15 protein-coding genes and 2 tRNA genes are annotated in these 20,509 nt (G+C 60.7%); 9 read left to right on the top strand and 8 right to left on the bottom strand.

Translation table 11 applies throughout. From position 1 onward, the window contains the following. Window positions 1–16: 16 nt before the first annotated feature. From MLC59_RS03015 to pgsA, 5 genes are all read left to right on the top strand, one after another. Entirely contained in the window at window positions 17–220 is a 204-nt protein-coding gene (locus MLC59_RS03015; protein ID WP_248230841.1) for a hypothetical protein, read from the top strand. 141 nt (window positions 221–361) lie between these two features. Then, entirely contained in the window at window positions 362–3,679 is a 3,318-nt protein-coding gene (locus tag MLC59_RS03010) for a carboxyl transferase domain-containing protein (protein ID WP_248230723.1), read from the top strand. A 139-nt stretch (window positions 3,680–3,818) separates the two neighbouring features. After that, entirely contained in the window at window positions 3,819–4,475 is a 657-nt protein-coding gene (gene uvrY, locus MLC59_RS03005) for a UvrY/SirA/GacA family response regulator transcription factor (RefSeq protein ID WP_248230722.1), read from the top strand. Beyond that, entirely contained in the window at window positions 4,459–6,327 is a 1,869-nt protein-coding gene (uvrC, locus tag MLC59_RS03000; protein ID WP_248230721.1) for an excinuclease ABC subunit UvrC, read from the top strand. Before uvrY ends, uvrC begins: the two co-directional genes overlap by 17 nt. Window positions 6,328–6,334: 7 nt before the next feature. Beyond that, window positions 6,335–6,895 carry a CDP-diacylglycerol--glycerol-3-phosphate 3-phosphatidyltransferase gene (pgsA, locus tag MLC59_RS02995; protein ID WP_248230840.1) on the top strand — a complete coding sequence of 187 codons (561 nt, stop codon included), beginning with the start codon at window positions 6,335–6,337 and terminating at the stop codon, window positions 6,893–6,895. 6 nt (window positions 6,896–6,901) lie between these two features. On the opposite strand, the gene MLC59_RS02990 is transcribed toward pgsA, so the two are convergent. From MLC59_RS02990 to MLC59_RS02975, 4 genes are read right to left on the bottom strand one after another with little or no spacing between them, the layout of a single operon-like run. After that, on the bottom strand, window positions 6,902–7,558 hold the full coding sequence (locus MLC59_RS02990; RefSeq protein ID WP_248230720.1) for an ABC-type transport auxiliary lipoprotein family protein: 657 nt from the start codon (window positions 7,556–7,558) through the stop codon (window positions 6,902–6,904). Further along, window positions 7,555–8,493 (bottom strand): MlaD family protein, encoded by a 939-nt coding sequence (locus MLC59_RS02985; RefSeq protein ID WP_248230719.1) that lies wholly within the window; start codon window positions 8,491–8,493, stop codon window positions 7,555–7,557. The genes MLC59_RS02990 and MLC59_RS02985 overlap by 4 nt, the downstream gene beginning before the upstream one ends. Window position 8,494: 1 nt before the next feature. Beyond that, window positions 8,495–9,280 carry an ABC transporter ATP-binding protein gene (locus MLC59_RS02980; protein ID WP_248230718.1) on the bottom strand — a complete coding sequence of 262 codons (786 nt, stop codon included), beginning with the start codon at window positions 9,278–9,280 and terminating at the stop codon, window positions 8,495–8,497. A 2-nt stretch (window positions 9,281–9,282) separates the two neighbouring features. Further along, a complete protein-coding gene (locus MLC59_RS02975) occupies window positions 9,283–10,407 on the bottom strand; it encodes an ABC transporter permease (protein WP_248230717.1) in 1,125 nt (374 codons plus the stop codon). Window positions 10,408–10,644: 237 nt separating this feature from the next. On the opposite strand from MLC59_RS02975, the gene MLC59_RS02970 reads away from it, so the two are divergent. After that, window positions 10,645–10,720, top strand: a tRNA-Gly gene (locus MLC59_RS02970). An 89-nt stretch (window positions 10,721–10,809) separates the two neighbouring features. After that, window positions 10,810–10,883, top strand: a tRNA-Cys gene (locus MLC59_RS02965). Between the two features lie 100 nt (window positions 10,884–10,983). On the opposite strand, the gene MLC59_RS02960 is transcribed toward MLC59_RS02965, so the two are convergent. Next, a complete protein-coding gene (locus tag MLC59_RS02960) occupies window positions 10,984–12,735 on the bottom strand; it encodes a putative bifunctional diguanylate cyclase/phosphodiesterase (RefSeq protein WP_248230716.1) in 1,752 nt (583 codons plus the stop codon). A gap of 326 nt (window positions 12,736–13,061) precedes the next feature. Here MLC59_RS02960 and MLC59_RS02955 point away from each other — a divergent pair, with 326 nt between their 5' ends. Then, on the top strand, window positions 13,062–14,372 hold the full coding sequence (locus MLC59_RS02955; protein WP_248230715.1) for a DUF2252 domain-containing protein: 1,311 nt from the start codon (window positions 13,062–13,064) through the stop codon (window positions 14,370–14,372). 11 nt (window positions 14,373–14,383) lie between these two features. Here MLC59_RS02955 and MLC59_RS02950 read toward each other — a convergent pair whose 3' ends face one another. The 3 genes from MLC59_RS02950 to MLC59_RS02940 are packed head-to-tail and all read right to left on the bottom strand — an operon-like array spanning window position 14,384 to window position 19,112. After that, window positions 14,384–15,940: an FGGY-family carbohydrate kinase gene (locus MLC59_RS02950; RefSeq protein ID WP_248230714.1), complete on the bottom strand. Its 1,557-nt coding sequence runs from the start codon at window positions 15,938–15,940 to the stop codon at window positions 14,384–14,386. Further along, window positions 15,940–17,481 (bottom strand): glycerol-3-phosphate dehydrogenase/oxidase, encoded by a 1,542-nt coding sequence (locus MLC59_RS02945; RefSeq protein ID WP_248230713.1) that lies wholly within the window; start codon window positions 17,479–17,481, stop codon window positions 15,940–15,942. The genes MLC59_RS02950 and MLC59_RS02945 overlap by 1 nt, the downstream gene beginning before the upstream one ends. 2 nt (window positions 17,482–17,483) lie before the next feature. Next, window positions 17,484–19,112, bottom strand: a complete 1,629-nt coding sequence (locus tag MLC59_RS02940) for an FAD-binding oxidoreductase (RefSeq protein WP_248230712.1) — start codon at window positions 19,110–19,112, stop codon at window positions 17,484–17,486. Window positions 19,113–19,491: 379 nt separating this feature from the next. On the opposite strand from MLC59_RS02940, the gene MLC59_RS02935 reads away from it, so the two are divergent. Further along, window positions 19,492–20,499 (top strand): helix-turn-helix transcriptional regulator, encoded by a 1,008-nt coding sequence (locus MLC59_RS02935; RefSeq protein ID WP_248230711.1) that lies wholly within the window; start codon window positions 19,492–19,494, stop codon window positions 20,497–20,499. The last annotated feature ends 10 nt before the right edge of the window (window positions 20,500–20,509 follow it).

The following is a 20,509-nucleotide window of genomic DNA, read 5'->3' as shown; positions in this document are numbered from 1 at the left end:
GCGCCAGGAACCCTTCATGGTCGATACGGACCTTTTGACAGCCGAGCAGCTGGAGGGGCTGGTGCAGGAATACTGCACTCGCTATCACGGCCTTAACGACCATGAAAGTCCTCTGCAGGAGCAAAGCCGGGTACTCGCCGCTGTCAGACGTGGCGACCTGGTAGTCTGGTTTGACCCGGTCGAAAACAGCGCAGGACTTGGCCAGCCGCCTTCTCCATAAAAACCGTGCATGGGCAGGTATAACCCATAGGCGGTTCAGTCGATAGGGTTTCCCCTTTATCATGTGGTACCCGGAAGCCCGGTGCCTTCTTCACTCAACAGGCGCCCAGGTGGCTAATCAACAATAAATGGAAGCATACCCATGGCCAGTTTTCGTAGTGTCCTTATCGCCAACCGTGGCGAGATCGCCATCCGTATCGCCCGCAGCCTGTCCGAGGCCGGCATTCGCTCCGTTGGGGTCTACGCGCCGGATGATGCCCAGTCCCTGCATGTCCGCCGGGTGGATCATGCCGTGGCGCTCAGCGGGCAGGGCGTAGCGGCTTACCTGGACGCAGAACAGTTGGTCAAGCTTGCCCGGGCAGAGGGCTGTGATGCCATACACCCTGGCTATGGCTTCCTCAGTGAGAATGCCGACTTCAGTCGTCGTTGCGAAGAGGCAGGCCTGGTTTTTATCGGGCCATCGGCGGATTGCCTGGCCCTGCTGGGGGACAAGGCCCGGGCCAGGGACCTGGCGATGGAGTGCAAGGTGCCCCTGGCAACCGGCACCAATGGCGAGATAACCCTGGCAGAAGCGGCGGATTTCCTTCGGACTCTCAAGGCGGAGCATGGCGAGGCAGCTGGCATGATGCTCAAGGCCGTTGCTGGCGGCGGCGGGCGCGGCATGCGGCCGGTTTTCAGTGCTGACGAACTGGAGCAGGCCTGGCAGGCCTGCCAGCGGGAGGCCAGCCGTGCCTTTGGCAACGACTCACTGTACGCCGAACGGTTGCTGGTCAACGCCCGTCATATTGAGGTGCAGGTGCTGGGTGACGAGTGGGGTGCAGTCTCTCACCTCTGGGACCGGGATTGCAGCCTGCAGCGGCGGCGACAGAAACTGGTGGAGCTGGCGCCTGCACCGCATCTCTCCAGGGACCAGCGAGAGGGCATGATCGATGCTGCGTTGGCCATGTCGAAGGCGGCGGGGTTGCAGGGCCTGGCCACCATTGAGTTCCTGCTCGACGCAGATACCGGTGACTTCGTGTTCATGGAAGCCAACCCCCGGCTCCAGGTCGAGCATACCGTGACCGAGGCCATCAGTGGCCAGGACCTGGTCGCCGTGCAACTGGCCCTGGCAGCCGGTCAGTCACTGCGTCAGCTGGGGCTGGCGAACACACCAGCCGACCCGGGCGCCGCCAGTGCCGTCCAGGTGCGTATCAATATGGAATCCCAGGGTCCGGAAGGTCAGGCAATGCCTGCTGCTGGCACCCTGTCGATCTATGAGCCGCCTGGCGGGCCGGGAATCCGGGTGGACGGCGCCGGCTACGCCGGCTACCAGAATACCGGCGGGTACGATTCGCTGCTTGCCAAGCTGGTAGTTTCCGGGCAGGGCTCCCTCAAGGAGCTGATGCGCAAGACCTACCGGGCCCTGTGTGAGTTCCGGGTGGAGGGCATTGATACGAACCTTGAGTTCCTTCGCAACCTGGCCCGGTTGCCGGAAGTGGCGGACTGGTCCGTTACGACCGCCCTGGTGGAGCAGCAGTTGTCGCAGCTTGCCGATACCAGTGACGATGCCCATCCCCGTTACTTTTTCGACCAGCAGAAGGGCCCCCAGGACGCCCCTGTCAGTCGGTCCATTGAGCCGGAATTGCCTGCAGGCCAGGCGGCCGTTAACACCCCGGTGCAGGGCACCGTTGTCCGGGTTGCAGTGTCGTCCGGGGACTCGGTTGTTCCGGGGCAGGTGCTGGCTATTGTTGAGTCCATGAAAATGGAATTCGAGGTCAAGGCCAGCGACACCGGCCAGGTTGCGGCAGTCATCGCAGAAGAGGGCGCCACCCTGAAAGAAGGGGAGGCCATGTTCCATCTCTCGACCGATGGCACGGTGGCAGAGGACGTGCTCACGGAAGAAAGCTGGGACCTGGAGCTGATCCGCGATGACCTTGCCGAGGTGCTGGAGCGCCATGACCGGCTGCAGGATCACCGTCGCCCCAAGGCCGTAGCCAAGCGGCGCAAGACCGGCCAGCGCACGGCCCGGGAGAATATCCTCGATTTGATGGACGACGGCAGCTTCACCGAATATGGAGCCCTTGCGCTGGCTGCCCGCCGCAGGCGGGTACCCATGGATGAGCTGATGGAATCCAGCCCGGCGGATGGACTGATCGCCGGCCTGGGTACCGTAAACCGGGACCGTGTCGGTCCGGACGCGGCCCGCTGCATGGTGATGTCCTACGACTACACAGTCTTTGCCGGCACCCAGGGCATGATGAACCACAAGAAAACCGACCGCATGTTGCAGCTGGCAGACCGCTGGCGGCTGCCGCTGATCCTGTTTGCCGAGGGCGGCGGCGGTCGTCCCGGTGACACAGACCACATGGGTGTAGCGGGGCTTGATTGTCATACCTTTACCGCCATGGCGAGCCTGTCTGGCAAGGTACCTCTGATCGGGATCGTTTCCGGGCGGTGCTTTGCCGGTAACGCGGCATTACTGGGTTGCTGTGATGTCATTATCGCGACAAAGGATGCCACCCTTGGCATGGCCGGCCCCGCCATGATTGAAGGCGGCGGCCTGGGCCGTTTCACGCCGGAGGAAGTCGGGCCTGTATCCGTGCAAGGGCCTAACGGCGTGATTGATATCCTGGTGGAGGATGAGGCTGAAGCTGTATCAGTGGCCAGGCAGTACCTGTCGTACCTCCAGGGCGATGCGAATGACTGGGAAGCGACGGACCAGCGCTTGCTGCGACACCTGATCCCCGAGAACCGGCTACGGGTTTATGACATCCGCCGGGTCATCGAAACCCTGGCGGACGACGGTTCGGTGACCGAGTTGCGGCGGGAGTTTGCACCCGGGCTGATTACTGCCCTGGTTCGTATCGAAGGCCGTCCATTTGGCCTGATGGCCAATAACCCGGCCGTACTGGGTGGGGCTCTCGATGCGGTGTCAGGAGACAAGGCTGCCCGGTTCATGCAGCTTTGCGATATCGCCGGACTGCCCATTGTGTCACTGTGTGACACCCCTGGCTTTATGGTCGGGCCGGACGCCGAGCAGGAAGCTACCGTGCGGCATGTGTCCAGGATGTTTGTCACCGCCGCCAAGCTTCGGGTACCGTTCTTTACGGTGGTGCTGCGCAAGGGCTACGGGCTGGGTGCCCAGGCCATGGCGGCAGGCAGCTTCCATTCGCCGATGTTTACCATTGGCTGGCCCAGCAGTGAGTTTGGCGCTATGGGACTGGAAGGCTCGGTCCGGCTTGGTTACCGCAAGGAGCTTGAAGCCATTGAAGACCCCGACGAACGCCAGGCAGCCTTCGAAAAAATGGTGGCCAAGGCCTACGAGCACGGCAAGGGCATGAACATGGCCAGCTTCCTGGAGATCGATGCGGTCATCGACCCCGCCGAGACCCGGCGCTGGGTTATCCGGGGACTCGAGTCTTCGCCGGCGGAAAGTCGGCAGGGTTATGACCGGAGTGACCGGTTCATCGACGCCTGGTGATGATCGGGAACCTGCTTAACTGGCGACATGGGAAGATAGTGATGTGCAGGCTATTCGCTGATTCCGGCAGGCGGTACAATCGGCGGCATACAATGGTTGGACACCCAGGCATTGATCGACTGGTAGCGAGAGGTGAACATTGATCAGCGTACTCGTTGTAGACGACCATGACCTGGTTCGTTCCGGGATCTCCCGTATGCTGGCCGATAACCCGGACATTGACGTGGTGGGTGAGGCCTCATCAGGGGAGGGCGCCATCGATGCCGTCCGTCAGAGACGCCCTGACATCGTTCTCATGGATATCCGCATGCCGGGTATCGGCGGCCTGGAAGCGACCCGCAAGATTCTGCGCCTGGATGATTCCATACGGGTGATCGTGGTAACGGCGTGCGCCGATGATCCCTATCCAACCCGGGTCATGCAGGCAGGGGCTACCGCTTACATCACCAAGGGGGCGGACCTGGACGAGATGGTTCGTGCCATCCGCAAGGCCCACGCCGGGCAGCGTTACATCAGCCCCGAAATTGCCCAGAAGATGGCCCTCAAACAGCTCGGGGGTGATGCCGACGACGCCGAAGAGTCCCTCTTTGACCGCCTTTCCGAGCGCGAGCTTCAGATTGCCATGATGGTGGTGGATTGCCAGAAGGTACAGGATATTTCCGACAAGCTTTGCCTGAGCCCGAAAACGGTAAACAGTTACCGTTACCGCATCTTTGAGAAGCTGGAAATCTCCAGTGATGTGGAACTGGCGCTTATGGCGGTTCGATTCGGGTTGCTTGATGCCGACAAGGTCTGATACCCCGTCGCAGGACAGCAACGAGAAGGGATTTGACAGCAAGGCCTTCCTCAAGCGACTTACGGAGCGCCCGGGCGTTTACCGCATGTACGACGACAGCGGTAACATGCTCTATGTGGGCAAGGCCCGCAACCTGAAGAAACGGGTCGGCAGTTATTTCCGTAAGTCCGGACTCGCTCCCAAGACCGCTGCCCTGGTCGCCCGCATTCACCATATCGAGGTCACGGTTACCGGTAGCGAAACCGAGGCGTTGCTGCTGGAACAGAACCTGATCAAGTCGGAGCGGCCGCCCTATAATATCCTGTTGCGGGATGACAAATCCTACCCTTATATCTACCTGTCAGGTCATAGCGACTACCCGTCGCTAACCTTCCGCCGCGGCCGGACCCGCAAGGGGGAAGGCACCTGGTTCGGCCCCTATCCCAGCTCCGGGGCGGTGAAGGAAAGTCTTAATATTCTGCAAAAGATATTCCGTATAAGGGATTGTTCTGAAAGTTATTTCAAGAACCGAAACCGACCTTGCCTGCAATACCAGATCAACCGTTGTACCGCGCCATGTGTCGGCCATATCATCCCGGAGGATTACCTGGCTGACGTGCGCCACGCCACCATGTTCCTGGAGGGCAAGAACCCGGCCATTATCCGTGACCTGATGGACACCATGGAACAGGCCGCCGCCAACCTTGAATTTGAAAAGGCTGCCACCTGTCGCGACCAGATCAATCATCTGCGCCACGTGCAGGAACAGCAGGCGATCGACAGTGAGGGCGGCGATGCAGATGTCATTGCCATGGCCCAGGACGCGGGTATCGTTTGTGTGGTCGTCATTATCGTACGCGGTGGCCGCGTGCTCGGTACCAAGGATTACTTTCCCCGCTTCTCGCTGGAACAGTCGGATGAGGAACTGTTGTCGGCATTCCTGGGCCAGTTCTATTTTGGCAGCGCCACCCGCCGGGAGATTCCCCGTGACGTGCTGGTAACGGCCATGCCGGACGAACATGAACTGCTTGCCCAGGCCCTCAGCGAGCAGGCAGGGCGGGAAACCCGCGTTCGCCAGAACGTTCGTGGCGAACGCCGCAAATGGCTGGAGCTGGCGCAGACCAACGCCCGCCAGACCCTGTTGACCCACCTTGCGAGCAAGGAAACCGTCTACCGTCGGCTGCTGGCGTTGCGGGACCTGCTGGACCTGCCCGAAACTCCGTCCCGCATGGAATGTTTCGATATCAGCCATAGCCACGGCGAAAACACGGTCGCATCCTGTGTGGTTTTCGACGAGAATGGCCCGCTCAAAAGCGATTACCGGCTCTATAATATTGAAGGCATCACCGGGGGTGACGACTACGCCGCCATGAAGCAAGTGCTGACCCGTCGCTATCGCCGAATGGTTAACGGGGAAGGCAAACGCCCGGACCTGGTGTTGATCGATGGCGGCAAGGGCCAGCTGAGAATGGCCCGGGAAGTGTTCGAGGAACTGCATATCCGGGATATTCCGTTGATTGGCGTGGCCAAGGGGGTCACCCGCCGGGCAGGGATGGAGCAGCTGATTGACGCCCTGACTGGTCGGGTCTTCCGGGTGCCGCCAGACTCGCCAGCACTGCACCTGATCCAGCATATCCGGGACGAGAGTCACCGGTTTGCCATTACCGGCCACCGGGCGCGCCGGGACAAGAAGCGCCGACAGTCAGCGCTGGAAGGGATTGAAGGGGTCGGGCCCAAGCGCCGCCGGGACCTGATCCGCTACTTTGGTAGCGTCAGGACGCTGCGAGACGCCGGTGTTGACGAAATAGCGAAGGTTCAGGGCATCAGCAAGACCCTGGCTGAATCCATCTACGCCGCATTACACGATGAGTAACGAATCCATGAACCTGCCCAATATCCTCACCCTGTCCCGGATCGTGATGATTCCGGTCTTCGTGGCGATTTTCTACCTGCCCGTCCAGTGGAGCTACGTGGTCAGTGCCGCTATCTTTGCCGTTGCCGGCGCCACAGACTGGCTGGATGGCTACCTGGCCCGCAAGCTGGATCAGTCGACACCGTTTGGCGCGTTCCTGGATCCGGTGGCAGACAAGCTGATGGTGGCGGTGGCGCTGACGGTACTGATCGAGGAGCATGCCAGCTTTGTGCTGACCATCCCGGCCATGGTCATCATTGGCCGGGAGATCGTGATCTCCGCCCTGCGGGAGTGGATGGCCGAGGTTGGCAGCCGTGCCAGTGTCGCGGTGTCCTACATCGGCAAGATCAAGACCACGGCTCAGATGGTATCCATTATCATGTTACTGGCTGTTCCGCCCGGGGTGGTCGTTGCCTGGCTCGGCACGGGACTGCTCTACCTGGCGGCGGTGCTGACCCTTTGGTCCATGGTCCTGTATCTGCAGGCCGCCTGGCCGGACCTGTTCCCGGAGAAAGCTCAGGGCGAGTAAACCGGGTCAGTTTTCGGCGAGGGAGCTGGCAATCCAGTCAGCAGCCTCGGCCGCAAGCCGGTCGGCGGCACGTCCGAACGCCGCTACCGAGCCCTCGATGGATTGTTCACCTAACGGTACTTTGACCCTGAAGTCCCGGGTGGCCAGCGGTTTGCGGCTGCCATTTTCGATCAGCTGCGCTTGAAGGTGCAGGTGAACCGCATTCCGTGGACCGGTTCGGTCCTCCTGGAAACTGAGCAAGGCCGAACTGACGGTCACCTGGCTGCCGGCACCACTGGCATCGGACACCACCGTACCCAACCGGCCATCCGCCCGCAGGGCCTGCACAAGGTGATCCCGCAGGAGTCCCGGAACATCGGTTGTCCAGCGCACGGCACTGTACGCAGCCAACTCGTTGGGCTGAACCTCCAGGACAATGCGCTTACCACCAAGCAAGCCACTGGCCTGCGGTCTCTCGACCTTCAGGACAGGCAGGTTACTGTTCGCCGGTCCAGGTGCACGGTCCGCCTCGAACTGATACGGCAGCGTGAACTGGCGCTGGGGCTGCTTGTCAGGAAACAGGGCAACGCTACAGGCGGTGAGCGAGACTGAGATCGCTGCCAGCAGCGTGGCTTTGAGCAAGTGTCCGGGAAGGCCGCGCAGGGGCATACCGGTGGGAGTCATGGTGAGATCTCCTGAATGGGGTCCTGTCCCAGCAATGCCTTGCCGGGGTCCTCTTCCAGTCGCTGGGTCAGCAGGCGCAGGTTGCGCAGGGTGGTTCTCAACTCCTGCATGACCGGGGCCAGTTCACCCAGGCTCTGCAGTCCCTGGCCGACGGAGCCTTCGTTGTCGGCCACCAGGGTGTCGATACGGGTGGTGGCCCGTTCGAGGGATTCGGCCGCCTGCCGGGCTGAGGCAAGCATGGGCTTACCTTCCTGCTTTAGCAGGCTGTCGAGGTAATTGCCCAGACCTTCATAGCGCTCAAAGGTGGCCTCTGCCCGGGCAGCGGCCTCGTAGACGGTGACCAGGGCACGGTTGAGATTATCCCGTTCAGCAACCATGGCATCGGAGGCAACGCGAAAGTTTTCCAGGGTTGTCGTAAGGTTTTCAGCATTTTCCTCGGAGAGAAAGCGGTTGGCGCTGGTGAGAAAGTCGTCTGCGCGCCGAAACAGGTTCTCGCTGCTGCTCATTAATGCGCTGAACTGTGAGGGCTCGGCTTCGATATAGGGTGGGTCCTGTCGGTCGCCACCGAGCACAGCACTGCCTTTCGAACCGCCGGATAGCTGAATGGTCATGGCGCCGGTGATGTTGGCCAGGCTCAGCGTCGCGCGGGTATCCTCCCGTACCGGAATATCCTGGTAGACCCGAATCAGGGCCAGCACGTGGCTGGGGTCTTCCGGGTCCAGTGTCAGTTCGGCCACGTCACCGACTTCAATGCCGCTGTACTGAACCGGGCTGCCTTCGGCGAGTCCGCTGACCCCCTGGCGGAAGCCGATTTCGTACCAGCCATACTCGCGGTTGCCTTCACGGTCCCCCAGCCAGAGTGCAAACAGCAGAATGGCGGCGATGGTGACAACGGTGAATAGGCCGATCAGTACATGGTGAGCCTTGGGTTCCACGTCAGTAATCCTCCCTGCCCAGGCGTTGGTGGGCGTCTGCGGCGGCACGGCCCCGCGGACCGTGGAAATAGTCCTGTATCCAGGGGTCCGGGTTGTCCTCTACCTGTTCCAGTGAGTCAGCGACCAGCACCTTGCCCCTGGCCAGCACGGCCACCCGGTCGCAGGTCGTGTAGAGCGTATCCAGGTCATGGGTCACCAGGAATACGCTGAAACCAAGCGCATCACGGAGGGTGCGAAGCAACCTGTCAAAAGCAGCAGCGCTGATCGGGTCCAGTCCAGCGGTCGGTTCGTCGAGGAAAAGAACCTCCGGGTCCAGGGCCAGGGCACGGGCGAGTGACGCCCGCTTGACCATGCCACCGGACAGCTCCGAAGGGTAGTTCCATGCCGCCTGCGCGGGCAAGCCCGCCAGTGCCAGCTTCATTCGGGCAAGGTGTTCGGCATCACTGCGACTCAGGCCTGTGTGTTCAATCAGCGGCAGGGCAACGTTTTCCTGCAGGTTGAGCGAGGTAAACAGGGCGCCGGTCTGGAACAGAACGCCGAAGCGCTGCTCGACCCGGGAACGGTCCTGTGCAGACAGCTCCTGCAGATCCTGGCCGAAAACGCGGATGGTGCCGCCACTGGCCTGTCGCAAACCGATAATGCTGCGCAGCAAAACCGACTTGCCGGTCCCTGAGCCGCCCACAACGCCCAGGATCTCTCCCGGGTAGACGTCCAGGTCCAGGTCATCATGGACCGTGTGATCACCGAAACGGTTTACCAGTCCCCGGACTTCAATCAATGGCGCCATAATTACCAGCCCATCTCCATAAAGAATAAAGCGGCGATAGCATCCAGCAGGATCACCATGAAGATGGACTGCACCACGCTGGAGGTGGTGTGTTCGCCCACGGACTGGGCGCTGCCACTGACTTTCAGCCCTTCCAGGCAGCCGATGACCGCTACCACGAAGGCAAACACCGGTGCCTTGCCCAAACCAACGAGGAAATGATTCAGGGGTATATCCCGTTCCAGGATTGTCAGGAACTGCGTGACAGAAATATCCAGGCTGAAGAAACAAACCAGCATGCCGCCCAGGATACCGGACAGCATGCCCACAAAGGTCAGGAAGGGGAGGCTGATCATCATGGCCAACACCCTTGGCAGCACCAGCATTTCCATTGGGTCAAGACCGCTCGCCCTTAGCGCATCCACTTCCTGGTTGGCCTTCATTGAGCCCAGTTGGGCGGTATACGCGCTGGCTGTCCGACCAGCCAGCAGGATGGCGGCCAGAACCACCCCGAATTCCCGCAAAAAGGCGTAGGAGACCAGGTGCACGGTGTAGATCGTAGCGCCAAAGTTTTCCAGGACGGTGGCGCCAAGGAAGGCGACCACCGCACCCACCAGGAAGGTCAGCAGGGCGACAATGGGGAGTGCGTTGAGCCCGGTGGACTGAATGTGGGCCACCAGCGAGGTCAACCGCCAGCGCCTGGGGCGGGGCACAATGGCCAGTAGTGCAGTGAGCGTCAGGCCTATAAAGCCCGCCAGCAGTTTCTGCCCGCGATAGAACTCAGACATGCCGCGCCCGACCCGCGCAAGGGATTCTCGCAAGGTCGGAGCCTGGCTGACGGGGTCGACTTCCAGGCCCGAGGTGGCCCGGGCCACGGCAAGCAGGAGCTCCCGGCGTTCCGGCGCAAGGTCGGTGTCAGATTCGGCCAGCGCAGTCAGGCGGTCACTGCCCAGCAATTCCGCGATCAGGGCAGCCCCGGCACTGTCGAGCCGGCCGAGCCCGGACCAGTCGACAGAATGGTCGGTCGCCCCGGCGTTGGCTAATGCTGTCTGGACCTGTGGTCTGAGTTGGCTGAAATGGGCGAGGACCCAATCCTCGGTCAGGATCAGGGTGTCCCTTTCAATCGTCAGGTTGCCGATTGTCGGCATCCATCACTCCCGTATTGAAAATAGCTGATGCATCAATGATAGCGGATCGCGAGCTTAAGGTAATGTCAGCCACGTTGCAGGGGTGCAATCCGAACCTTGCAACAACCAGCCTCGAACCCTGGCTGAAATTTCACCACAATACCTGACAAAACAGAAACTTGATAAAAAAGTGTTGACGGCGGAACCGGAATCCGTAGAATACGCAGCCGTTGACGAGGCAATGCCTCAAGACGAAGAGCGGGAATAGCTCAGTTGGTAGAGCACAACCTTGCCAAGGTTGGGGTCGCGAGTTCGAATCTCGTTTCCCGCTCCAATTTCTCTCCGGTTCCGCCGGTTGGAAAGTACTATCCAAGTCTCTCAACGCCCACCTGAGAGCAGAAAGCCCCTTCAAATGGCTTTTCCGGCGCGGTGGCAGAGTGGTTATGCAGCGGACTGCAACTCCGTGTACGCCGGTTCGATTCCGACCCGCGCCTCCATTTTTCGATTATACGATTCCTTTTCTCGTTTTGATCCAGAGGGTGACGCCTATAGCGGCTGCCTCCACACCCGGCATTCGGGTTTAGCCCAACCGGGTGTTCAGGTATTCAAACCTTCTATGAAGACCGGCATCCGGGCTGCGGGCATCGGGCGGGCGTAAAGGTACCCCTGCGCCAGGTCGCACCCCAGGTCTCGTACTATCGAATGCTGCTCATAGGTCTCGACGCCCTCGACGACGACAGAGAGACCCAGGGTATGGCCCACCGTAATGATGGCATTCATGATCGCCATGTCGCTTTCATTGCTGATGGCGTGTTGCAGGAAGCTGCGGTCGATCTTGATACTGCACACCGGCAGTTTGCGGAGATAAACCAGTGACGAATAACCGGTGCCGAAATCGTCAATGGAGATATGGACCCCGGCCTGCTTCAGCGTTTCAAGTTGCTGGATGTGTTCGTTTTCGCTGCCAAAGACTTCGTTTTCGGTCAGTTCCAGCCCCAACTGGTCTGGTCTGAGCCCGTAGTGCGTGAGTGTCTCCAGAATGTGATCGGCCAGCCGGGGGTTGTTCAGCTGTTTTCCCGACAGGTTGATATCGATGCGGGTATTTTCCAGGGCTGTGCCTTGCCACGCTTGGAGTTGCTTGCAGGCGGCTTCCAGGACCCAGTCGCCGATCCGGTTGATCAGTCCTGATTTCTCTGCAACGGGTATGAATTTTGCCGGCGAGATACCCTGTCCATTTTCGTCAACGCATCGGAGCAATGCCTCGCAGGAATCCATGCCGCCGTGTACAAGGTCAATCTGCGGCTGAAAGTGCAATTGCAGCGAATTGGTGGCGATGGCGTTACGCAGTCGTGTCGTGATGTTCTGGTAGTATGTAAGCCGGTGATTGATGTCCGGTGTGAAAAAGCAGACGCTGTTTTTACCTTTTTCCTTGGCCTGGTACATAGCCGCATCGGCGTTACCCATGAGTTCAACGCTGGTTGTTCCATTGTCGGGAAACAGGCTGATGCCGAAACTGGCCGTTACCTGGTAACTGTCTCCGTCCAGGATAAACCCGCGATCGAGGATTCGTATCAGGCGCCCCAGCAGTTCGTGGATACCCTCGGGTCCGTTGAAATCGAACAGCAGCAGGACAAACTCATCACCCCCGAAACGAGTCAGCAGGTCGGCACCCCGCACTTCCTGTTTCAGGGCTTCCGCGACAGCCTTTAAAAGCCGATCGCCCTGGTGATGACCGAGGGTGTCGTTGATCAGCTTGAAGTTGTCCAGGTCAATGAAGACCACCGCCACTTGGCCATTCTTTCGGGCTGCTTCGTCGAGCCGGGCGGTCAGCTCCGCTTCCATAAAGCGGCGGTTGGGCAGTTCGGTCAGGTCGTCGAAGGACGCCGTGCGGTACAACTGCTCCCTGGCTTTCTTTTGCTCTTCCAGGCTGATGTCAATGCAGAACATTTCGCATTCACCGGTATCCTCCTTGATCATTACATGGCTGGAGTAAACCGGCACCGGGTGTCCATGCTTGTGCTTCAGTTCCAGTTCTTCCGATGGAATGCTGACATTATTCTCAATCCATTCGTGGTGCGCCTGAATAACGCCTTCACGCATATGGTCCGGAATGATCAGATCTTCCAGCAACCGTCCGTGGGCTTCTTCCCGAGTGTAACCGTACAGGCGCCGGCTGGCTTCGTTCCAGTAGATAACCTCACGGTTCCGGTTATAACCCTGCACAGCGACCATCGGCAGGCTTTCTATCAATTCATAGAATTTTCTCTCGCCCTGGTTGAGTGAATACTGTTGCTGTTCGGTATCAGTAACAGGCACCTCCCGCCAATTGGGCCTCTGTTTATCCGGCATTACTGGTAACTCCAAGAATTGATCAAAATACCACCGGCCGATTTGCCTGACGGTTATACGAGCATAGTTGGTATGTGCACACTTTCTAGTGCCCCGTCCGGGAGACTGTCCACTGGCTGGGCCATCAGCTCGCGACGAGTCTCGCTCTCGAACTGGCGCCGGGGGTTGATGACATGGAAATCGTCGTAAACCGCGGGCAATTCCTTTCTGCCGATTTCTCGATCGACAATCCTGCCCATAGTGTGTGCGCCCTTGGCGTTCACAGGGGCTGTGTTAGGCTGTGACCAGTTTCTATCTGTTCTGCACTCACTGACCGGAATCCTACAATGATCAAAGACCTGACACTACATAACCGTGATCAGCAGGTCATCCAGGCGATTGCCGACAATAACGATGATCTGGACCAGGCGTCCCGGGAGAAAAAGTTCGCGGCCATGGCCGAATCCCCCTACCGGTTTTTTCGTGGTACCAGTCACCTGTTCTGGCAGGACATGTACAACGACTGGCGGTTTTCCCTGTTCGGTGGTGTGCCCGGCACCCAGACCTGGATCCAGGGGGATGCCCACGTCTACAACTTCGGCGCCTTTGCCAACCATGAAGGCGAGGTGATCTATGGCCTGGACGACTTTGATGATGCGGTGGTCAGCGACTATCAGTACGACCTCTGGCGCCTGGCCGTGAGCCTGGTGCTGGATACCCGGGCCAACGGCAATTTCCACGAGAAAGCCGGCCGCAAGGCTCTGGAAACCCTGGTGGAAAGCTACCTGACGACCGCTACCCGGTACCGGGAGAAGGATCTGGGCAAGGAAGTCCACTTCACTGCCGACACGGCCGGCAAGCCCCTGAAGAAGTTTCTCGGTAAAGTGGAACGCAAGAAGGGCCGCAAAAAAATGCTGGACAAGTGGACCCGTTTGCAGAAAAACGGCAAGCGGGTATTCGATGCCATGCATCCCAAACTGAAACGACTCTCTCCGGTTGCCCGCAAGCGGTTCATGGAAGCCTTCGAAGCCTACCGGGCTCAACGAAAAGAGGGACAAGACGAGTTTTACCGGATCAAGGACGTGGTACGGCGCGTCAACGCTGGTACCGGCTCGCTGGGTGCGGACCGCTTCTACGCCCTGATCGAGGGTGACAGCGGCACTCATCATGACGACATCATCCTGGATATCAAACAGCAGGACGGCCCGTCGCTGCTGCTGGCGATGACGGATGCCGAGCGCAAGGCCTACCACAGGGTCTACGCCAATGAAGGCATCCGCCACGCCGCCGCTTTCGAAGCCATGGCTGAGCACCCCGACCGCTATCTTGGCTGGCTGGAGCTGGACGGCAAGGTGTTTTCGGTGCGGGAACGCTCGCCGTTCAAGGATGACTTCCCCACGGACAAGCTCGACAGCAAGAAGGAGTTCCGCAAGATGGCCGCCCTGTGGGGCGAGGTGCTGGCCACCGAGCACAAACGGGCCAGCCGGGCGGTCAATCCCGAGGCGCCGTTCCTGTTTGAAGACACCCTGAGCCGACTGACAGAAGACCGTGAGGAGGAGTTCGTGACCCTGGTGCTGGCGATCGCCACCCACTATGCCGAATGTGTTGAGCGGGACTATCAGACCTTCCTGGAAACCTTTGTCGAATCCGTTGACTGAACGCGCCCCGGTTACTCGGGGTAACCGGTAATCCGCCGGATATTCCGGTACAGGGGCGCCAGTTGCCCGTACATGCGCAGGTAAACGTCCCGGTAGAGTTCGTCGTAAAGCCTGCTCGCGGCCGGGTCCGGCTCGAACACCTCTGCGACACCTGTCATCTGCCGGGCAGCGGCCTGCACCGACGGGTACAGCCCCAGGCCGGCAGCGGCCACAATGGCGGCACCCAGGCCGGAGGCGTCCGCCGTGTTCGGCCGTTCCGCAGGCATACCGAAGATATCCGCGGTTAACTGCACGGCCGCGTTACTGCGCGCTCCGCCGCCGGCCACCCTGAGGGAACGGGTCGGCGTTCCGCTGCGCCGTTCGATGCGTTCCTTGCCCTCACGCAGGGCGTACGCCAGACCTTCCAGAATGGCCCGGTAGATATGGGCGCGGGTGTGGACGTCCCCGAAACCGATCATCGCCCCCTTGGCGTCTGGTCCAGGGTGCCTTACCCCCGGTGACCAGTAGGGTTGCAGCATCAGGCCCATGGACCCGGGCGGGACGCTCTCCACCAGTTCGTCAAACAGGGCTTCCGGCTGGATGCCGCGTTGCTCCGCGATGCGCTGTTCCCGCAGCCCGAACTCACGCTTGAACCAGCTCACCATCCAGTAGCCCCGGTAGATCATGACTTCCGTGGAATAGTGCCCGGGTATGGCAGAGGGGTAGGGTGGCATCAACCGCACGGGCTCTACATAACGGGGGTTACTGACATTGATGGTGGCAGTGGTGCCGTAGCTCAGGCAGGCAATGTCCGGGGCTGTGCCGCCGCTGCCGAGGACCTCACAGGCCTTGTCGGATGCGGCGGCGATGACCGGCAGGCCGGACGGCACACCAAGATGGTTAGCCGCTTCAGAGGTCAGTTCTCCCAGGGGTTCGCCGGGGTTTACCAGTTCTGGCAGCTGCTCCCGGCGAACAGGCATTAGTTGCCATTTGAAGTTCCGCTTTCCGGCCCACTGGTGGCGCCGGAAGTCGAAGGGCAGGTAGCCGACCTGGGCCGCGGTGGAATCCCGGAACTGACCGGTGAGCCGGTAACCCAGGTAGCCGGACAGCAGCAGGTAGTGGCATGTCCTGCGCCAGTTTTCAGGTTCATTCTGGATCAGCCAGTTGGCCTGGGCATTGCGGCGAAACTGATCAATGGTGTCTTCCAGCCTCAGGCCCCGGAACAGCCAGCCCCAGGGGCCATGCAGCCGCTCCTGGATGTCGGCGTGGCGCTGGTCAAGCCAGAGAATGGCCGGTCGCAGGGGCTGGCCCTGGTCGTCCAGGGTGACCACCGTGCCGCGCTGGGTGGTGATGGTCACTCCGGCGACCTGGTCCGGCCTGGCATCGGTACTTGCCCAGAGCGATTGGCAGGCCTTCCCCAGGTGGTCCCAGAAGTAGTCCGGTTGCTGTTCTGCCCACCCCGGGCGGTCGGAAAAATAGGGCTCGATGGGCTCATAGCCCCGGCCCACGAGAGCGCCGGAGGCATCGAACAGCAAGGCTCGTACGCTCTGGGTGCCCTGGTCGATGGCGAGGATCAGTGGCTGGCTCATCACGGCACCATGGACTCAGGCAGGTAATAGGCCGACCGCCAGAGCTGCCGGTAACGATCGATTTCCTGCCGCCATTGCGTGTCCGACCAGTTCATCTCCGGCGCCAGCCGCCTCTGGATCTCCGGCAGCAGGTCGCTGGCACCGTCGGGACACAACAGGCCCAGTCGCGTGCGGCGAAGCAGCAGATCATCCAGGTGGACAACCGACTCCGCTGTTACGGCCCAGTGCACCTCGGCCCACAGGTAATCGGTGCCCGCGATGCGGTCCAGGGGCCCTGCGGACAGTACCTGTGGTAACCAGTGCCCATAGTGACCCTGCAGCCGGCGCCAGGTCAGGTGCGGGATTGCCCGGGGGAGGGCCATGGGGGCAGTGGGCTGGAACACGGGGGCGTCATCGTCCTGCAACACCATATCCTGCAGGTGGGGGGCTCCGATCAGCAGGACGTCCCTGGCAATCCGGCGGAAGGTGGTCAGTTTGCCCCCTGCCACCGAGATCAGGCCACCCTCGTTCCAGATAACGTGCTCACGGCTCTCGGAAGAGGGAGAGCGGGAGCCTCCCCGGGTCACCACCGGTCGCACGCCGGCCCAGGTGCTCAGGATATCGCCGGTGTCCACGTGGCTGCTGGGGAAGGCTTTGTCCACGGCCTGCAAGAGATAGGCGACCTCCGGTTCCGTGATATGTGGCTCAAGGGACAGGTCATCGTCATGGTCAAGATCGGTGGTGCCGACCACCGTGCAGCCCAGCCAGGGAAAGAGGAACACCGGGCGCTTGTCCACCGGGTGTTGCAGGGTGAGCGAGACCGATACCGGCAGTCGTTCATAGGGCACCACCAGATGACTGCCCCGCAGGGGACGGATGTGCTCCTTGCCGTGTTCCCCGCGCCACAGGTGTTCGGCCCAGGCACCGGTGGCATTGACCACCACGGCAGCCGTCAGCCTGCTCTCGCCGCTATCATCAGCGATGGTGATGTTCCAGGGCGCATCATCGGGTTTCTCGACGTACGTGGCGCGGGTGTAATTGCGGGTAACGGCGCCGAGGGCGCGGGCTTCGTCGAGAACCCGCAGCACCAGCCGGGCGTCGTCAGTCACTGCGTCGGTAAACGCGGAGGCGGCCTTCAGTCCTTCGGTCTCCAGGCCGGGTAGCCACTGCAGGATTTCAGTGACCGGAATCAGCTGCCGGGTGTGGGCTCCAGCCAGCCGGTCATAGAGCCACAGCACCTTCTGAAAGAGCCTGGGGCCGGGAAAAGCCTTGCGATAGTGGGGCATGACGTAGCGCATGCGATCCACCAGTCCCGGCACCTGTTCCAGCAACCGTTCGCGTTCCTGCACGGCGTCCCGTGTCAGCCCCGGGTGCCTGCCAGCCAGGTAACGCAGACCGCCGTGGATCATCTTGGAGGAGCGGCTGGACGTACCCCAGGCGTAATCCCGCTGTTCGACCAGCAGGGTTTTCAGTCCGGCTGCGGCGGCTTCCCGGGCCACGCCAGCGCCGGTGATGCCGCCGCCGATTACAATCACGTCGTAGTGGGGTGCGGGATCGGTCATGCTCATGACTCGGGCCGTTCGCCGTCTTCGGTGTCATTGCCGGCAATGAGGGTGCCAGGGTTGAGAAGCCCCCGTGGATCAAAGGTGTCCAACAGCCCCTGAATCGCCATCATGCCCAGCTCCCCCTTTTCCACCGGCAACCATGGCGCATGGTCTTTGCCCACGCCATGCTGGTGGGAGATGGTGCCCCGGTTGTTGACGATGAGGGCGGAGGTGGTGTCCTTCAGATGCTGCCATCGGGCGAATGTATTGCGATAGTTGTCCGCCACCGGAAATACATAGGTGGTGTAGATGCTGCTGCCCTGGGGATAGACGTGGGAAAGATGGCTGAAAACATGGACCGGCTGGTTATACTCCATCAGACCGTGGCGCAGGTTGTCCTCCACCATCCCCATCAGGGTATCCACATTGTCCCAGTCGGTGGCGGTTTCCAGGGTGTCCACCGCGTAACCCAGTTCCCACAGGGTTTCCCGGAGGTAGGGCATGGCGAATCGTTTCTCGGCCCACTTCCTGCCCATGCCGGTGCCCATGTAGACGCCTCTGAAGGGTTTGCATAATCGCCTGACTTCTTCCCGGGCAAACCGGCACTGACGAGGGCTACCGGTGATACCGAAAGTCATCATGCATTTTGTTGACCCTGCCCGGCGCAGGGCGAGGTAGTTTTCAAGCAGGCGGATCTGTGCCGGGTGGCCGGCCAGGGCGAGCTGGGTTCTGGTTTCCTCCTCGTTGCTCAGACGCAGCATGGACAGGGGCAGTTTTGCCTGCACCATTCGTCGGGCAGCTTCCCGCGCCAGTGTCCAGTTGGGGAAGAACATCACATGGAAAGATTCCTGCTCGGGCAACGGTGTCACCCGCACCTTGGCTTCAGTGATAATGCCGAGCCGACCTTCCGAACCGAGGATCATTTCCCGCACATCCGGGCCCGCCGAGGAGGCAGGCAGAGTAGGGATGCGGAGACTGCCGCGCAGGGTTTCCACGGTGCCGCCGGCAAAAAGCTGTTCGATACGCCCGTATCGCAGCGACTGCTGGCCGCTGGAGCGGCTGGCGATCCAGCCGCCGAGGGTGGACAGCTCGAAGGACTGGGGGAAATGGCCAAGGGTGTAACCGTGAGCGCGTAGCTGGGATTCCACCAGAGGTCCGGGGGTGCCGGCACCGAAGGTGGCAATCTGGCTTTCCGTGTCCAGGTCCAGCAGGCGGTTCATGCGGGCCATACTGATGGTCAGCACGGGAGTGTCGCCCGCCAGCGGGTTGATGTGTCCGGCGACGCTGGTGCCACCGCCATAGGGAATGACATGGAAACCCTGATCCCGGGCGAGTTGCAGCAGTTCCCGGACCTGGTGGGTGTTGCCAGGACGGGCAACGCCGTCCGGGTAAGCTGGTATATGGCCGCTGCGCATGGCGAGCCAGTCCGGAAGGCTCTGGCCACGAGCGTGACGGATGCGGGTTTCGGGATCCCTGGAGATCAGCGGCTGATCGGGAAGCCGGGAGGGCGGCACCTTGCTGATGACGTCTTCGAGTATGGCCTGGGGCAGGCGAGTAGCGGCGCCAATGCGGTCCTTGAGGAAGGTGAGGCCATTCTCCGGGAGTTGGGGCTGGATACTGTCGTCACCCCAGCCGTTCCATCTGCGCATCGTTTTTTCCTCTTGTTCTTTTACGCGCCTGCCAGCTCTGATGCCCTGGAGTCGGTCCGGGAAAAACATCCCCGACCGGCTCCACCAGGATTTACATGTGCCTAAAAACCATATTGATCTTCGCAGCAAATGGTTAGTTTATAAAGTGCCGGTCCTTGGTATTGATTGACTTGTTGCCGATGCCCGAATTGCCTCAGGGAAGGACGTTGCCTGGGAGATCTTTGTCAAGGACGCACCCGAGTGGGCCTCCCGCATCATGGAGTAACCGGGCCTTGTTACCCTCAGGAAAGAGTAGGTGAGTGGTTTGCGTGTCCAATGTTGGATAAAGTAAAACGACATCTAAAGTCGCTAAAATGTTTCCGCACGCAAGGATCCCGCTATGTCCAACACGGCCGTTCGCTATCTCACCATGCTCCGGATGGTGCCCCGGTATCCAAGGTCTATTACCACCACCGAACTGGCAAGCCGGTTGGAAGAGCAGGGCTTCTCGGTGACCATGCGCTCTATCCAGCGGGACCTGGAAAAACTGAGTACGGATTTCCCCCTGCTGGTAGACGAAAACTCCCGGCCTTACCGCTGGTCGTTCGACCGCAATGCCACCATGGACATCATCCCGGCACTGGATCTGCCAGCCGCACTCACCTTCGAGCTGGCCCGGGCCTACCTGTCCCCGATGCTGCCACCGAGGGCCCTGTCTCACCTCAAGCCCCACTTCGATGAAGCCCACCGCACACTGCTGCGTGAAAAGAACCCCCTGGGCCAATGGCCCGACCGGGTCCGGGTGATCAACCGGGGGCTGGGAGGGGCTCGCCCAACCGTTGATGCGGATGTTCTGGAAGCGGTCACCGAGGCCTTACTCCGGGAATATCAATGCAAACTCACGTACCAGGCCCGCAGCTGGCCGGAGCCGGAGGAGATTGTGGTGCATCCGTTCGGGCTCATCTTCCGGGACCCAAACGTGTATCTGATCGGCACCATCGAAGGCAGGGAAGGGATACGTCAGCTGGTGCTGCACAGGGCGACAGCCGGTGAAGTGGTGGAAGAATTTATCGACCGCCCGGAAGATTTTGACCTGGATTTGTACATCCACACCGGTGCCATGGGCATTCTGAAATCCGACGAGCCGGTCTACCTGAAGTTACGTTGCGATAAACCGGTGCTGAACCACCTGATCGAATCTCCGCTGGGATTTGATCAGATCACTAACGAGATTGACGATAAGACCTTCGAAATCGGCGTCACCGTGGGCGACACCCAGGACTTGCGCTGGTGGCTCACCGCCCAGGCGGTACACTGCGATATTCTTGAACCGGCGTGGCTGCGGGAAGAGATTGAAGCCACGCTCAAGCAGGGGCTGAAACGGACCCGTCAGACCAAGGCTCGATAGACCGGAAAAT

It is taken from the genome of Marinobacter bryozoorum, from assembly GCF_023156245.1.
GTDB lineage: Bacteria > Pseudomonadota > Gammaproteobacteria > Pseudomonadales > Oleiphilaceae > Marinobacter > Marinobacter bryozoorum.
This window is presented reverse-complemented; position numbering and strand designations above follow the sequence as displayed.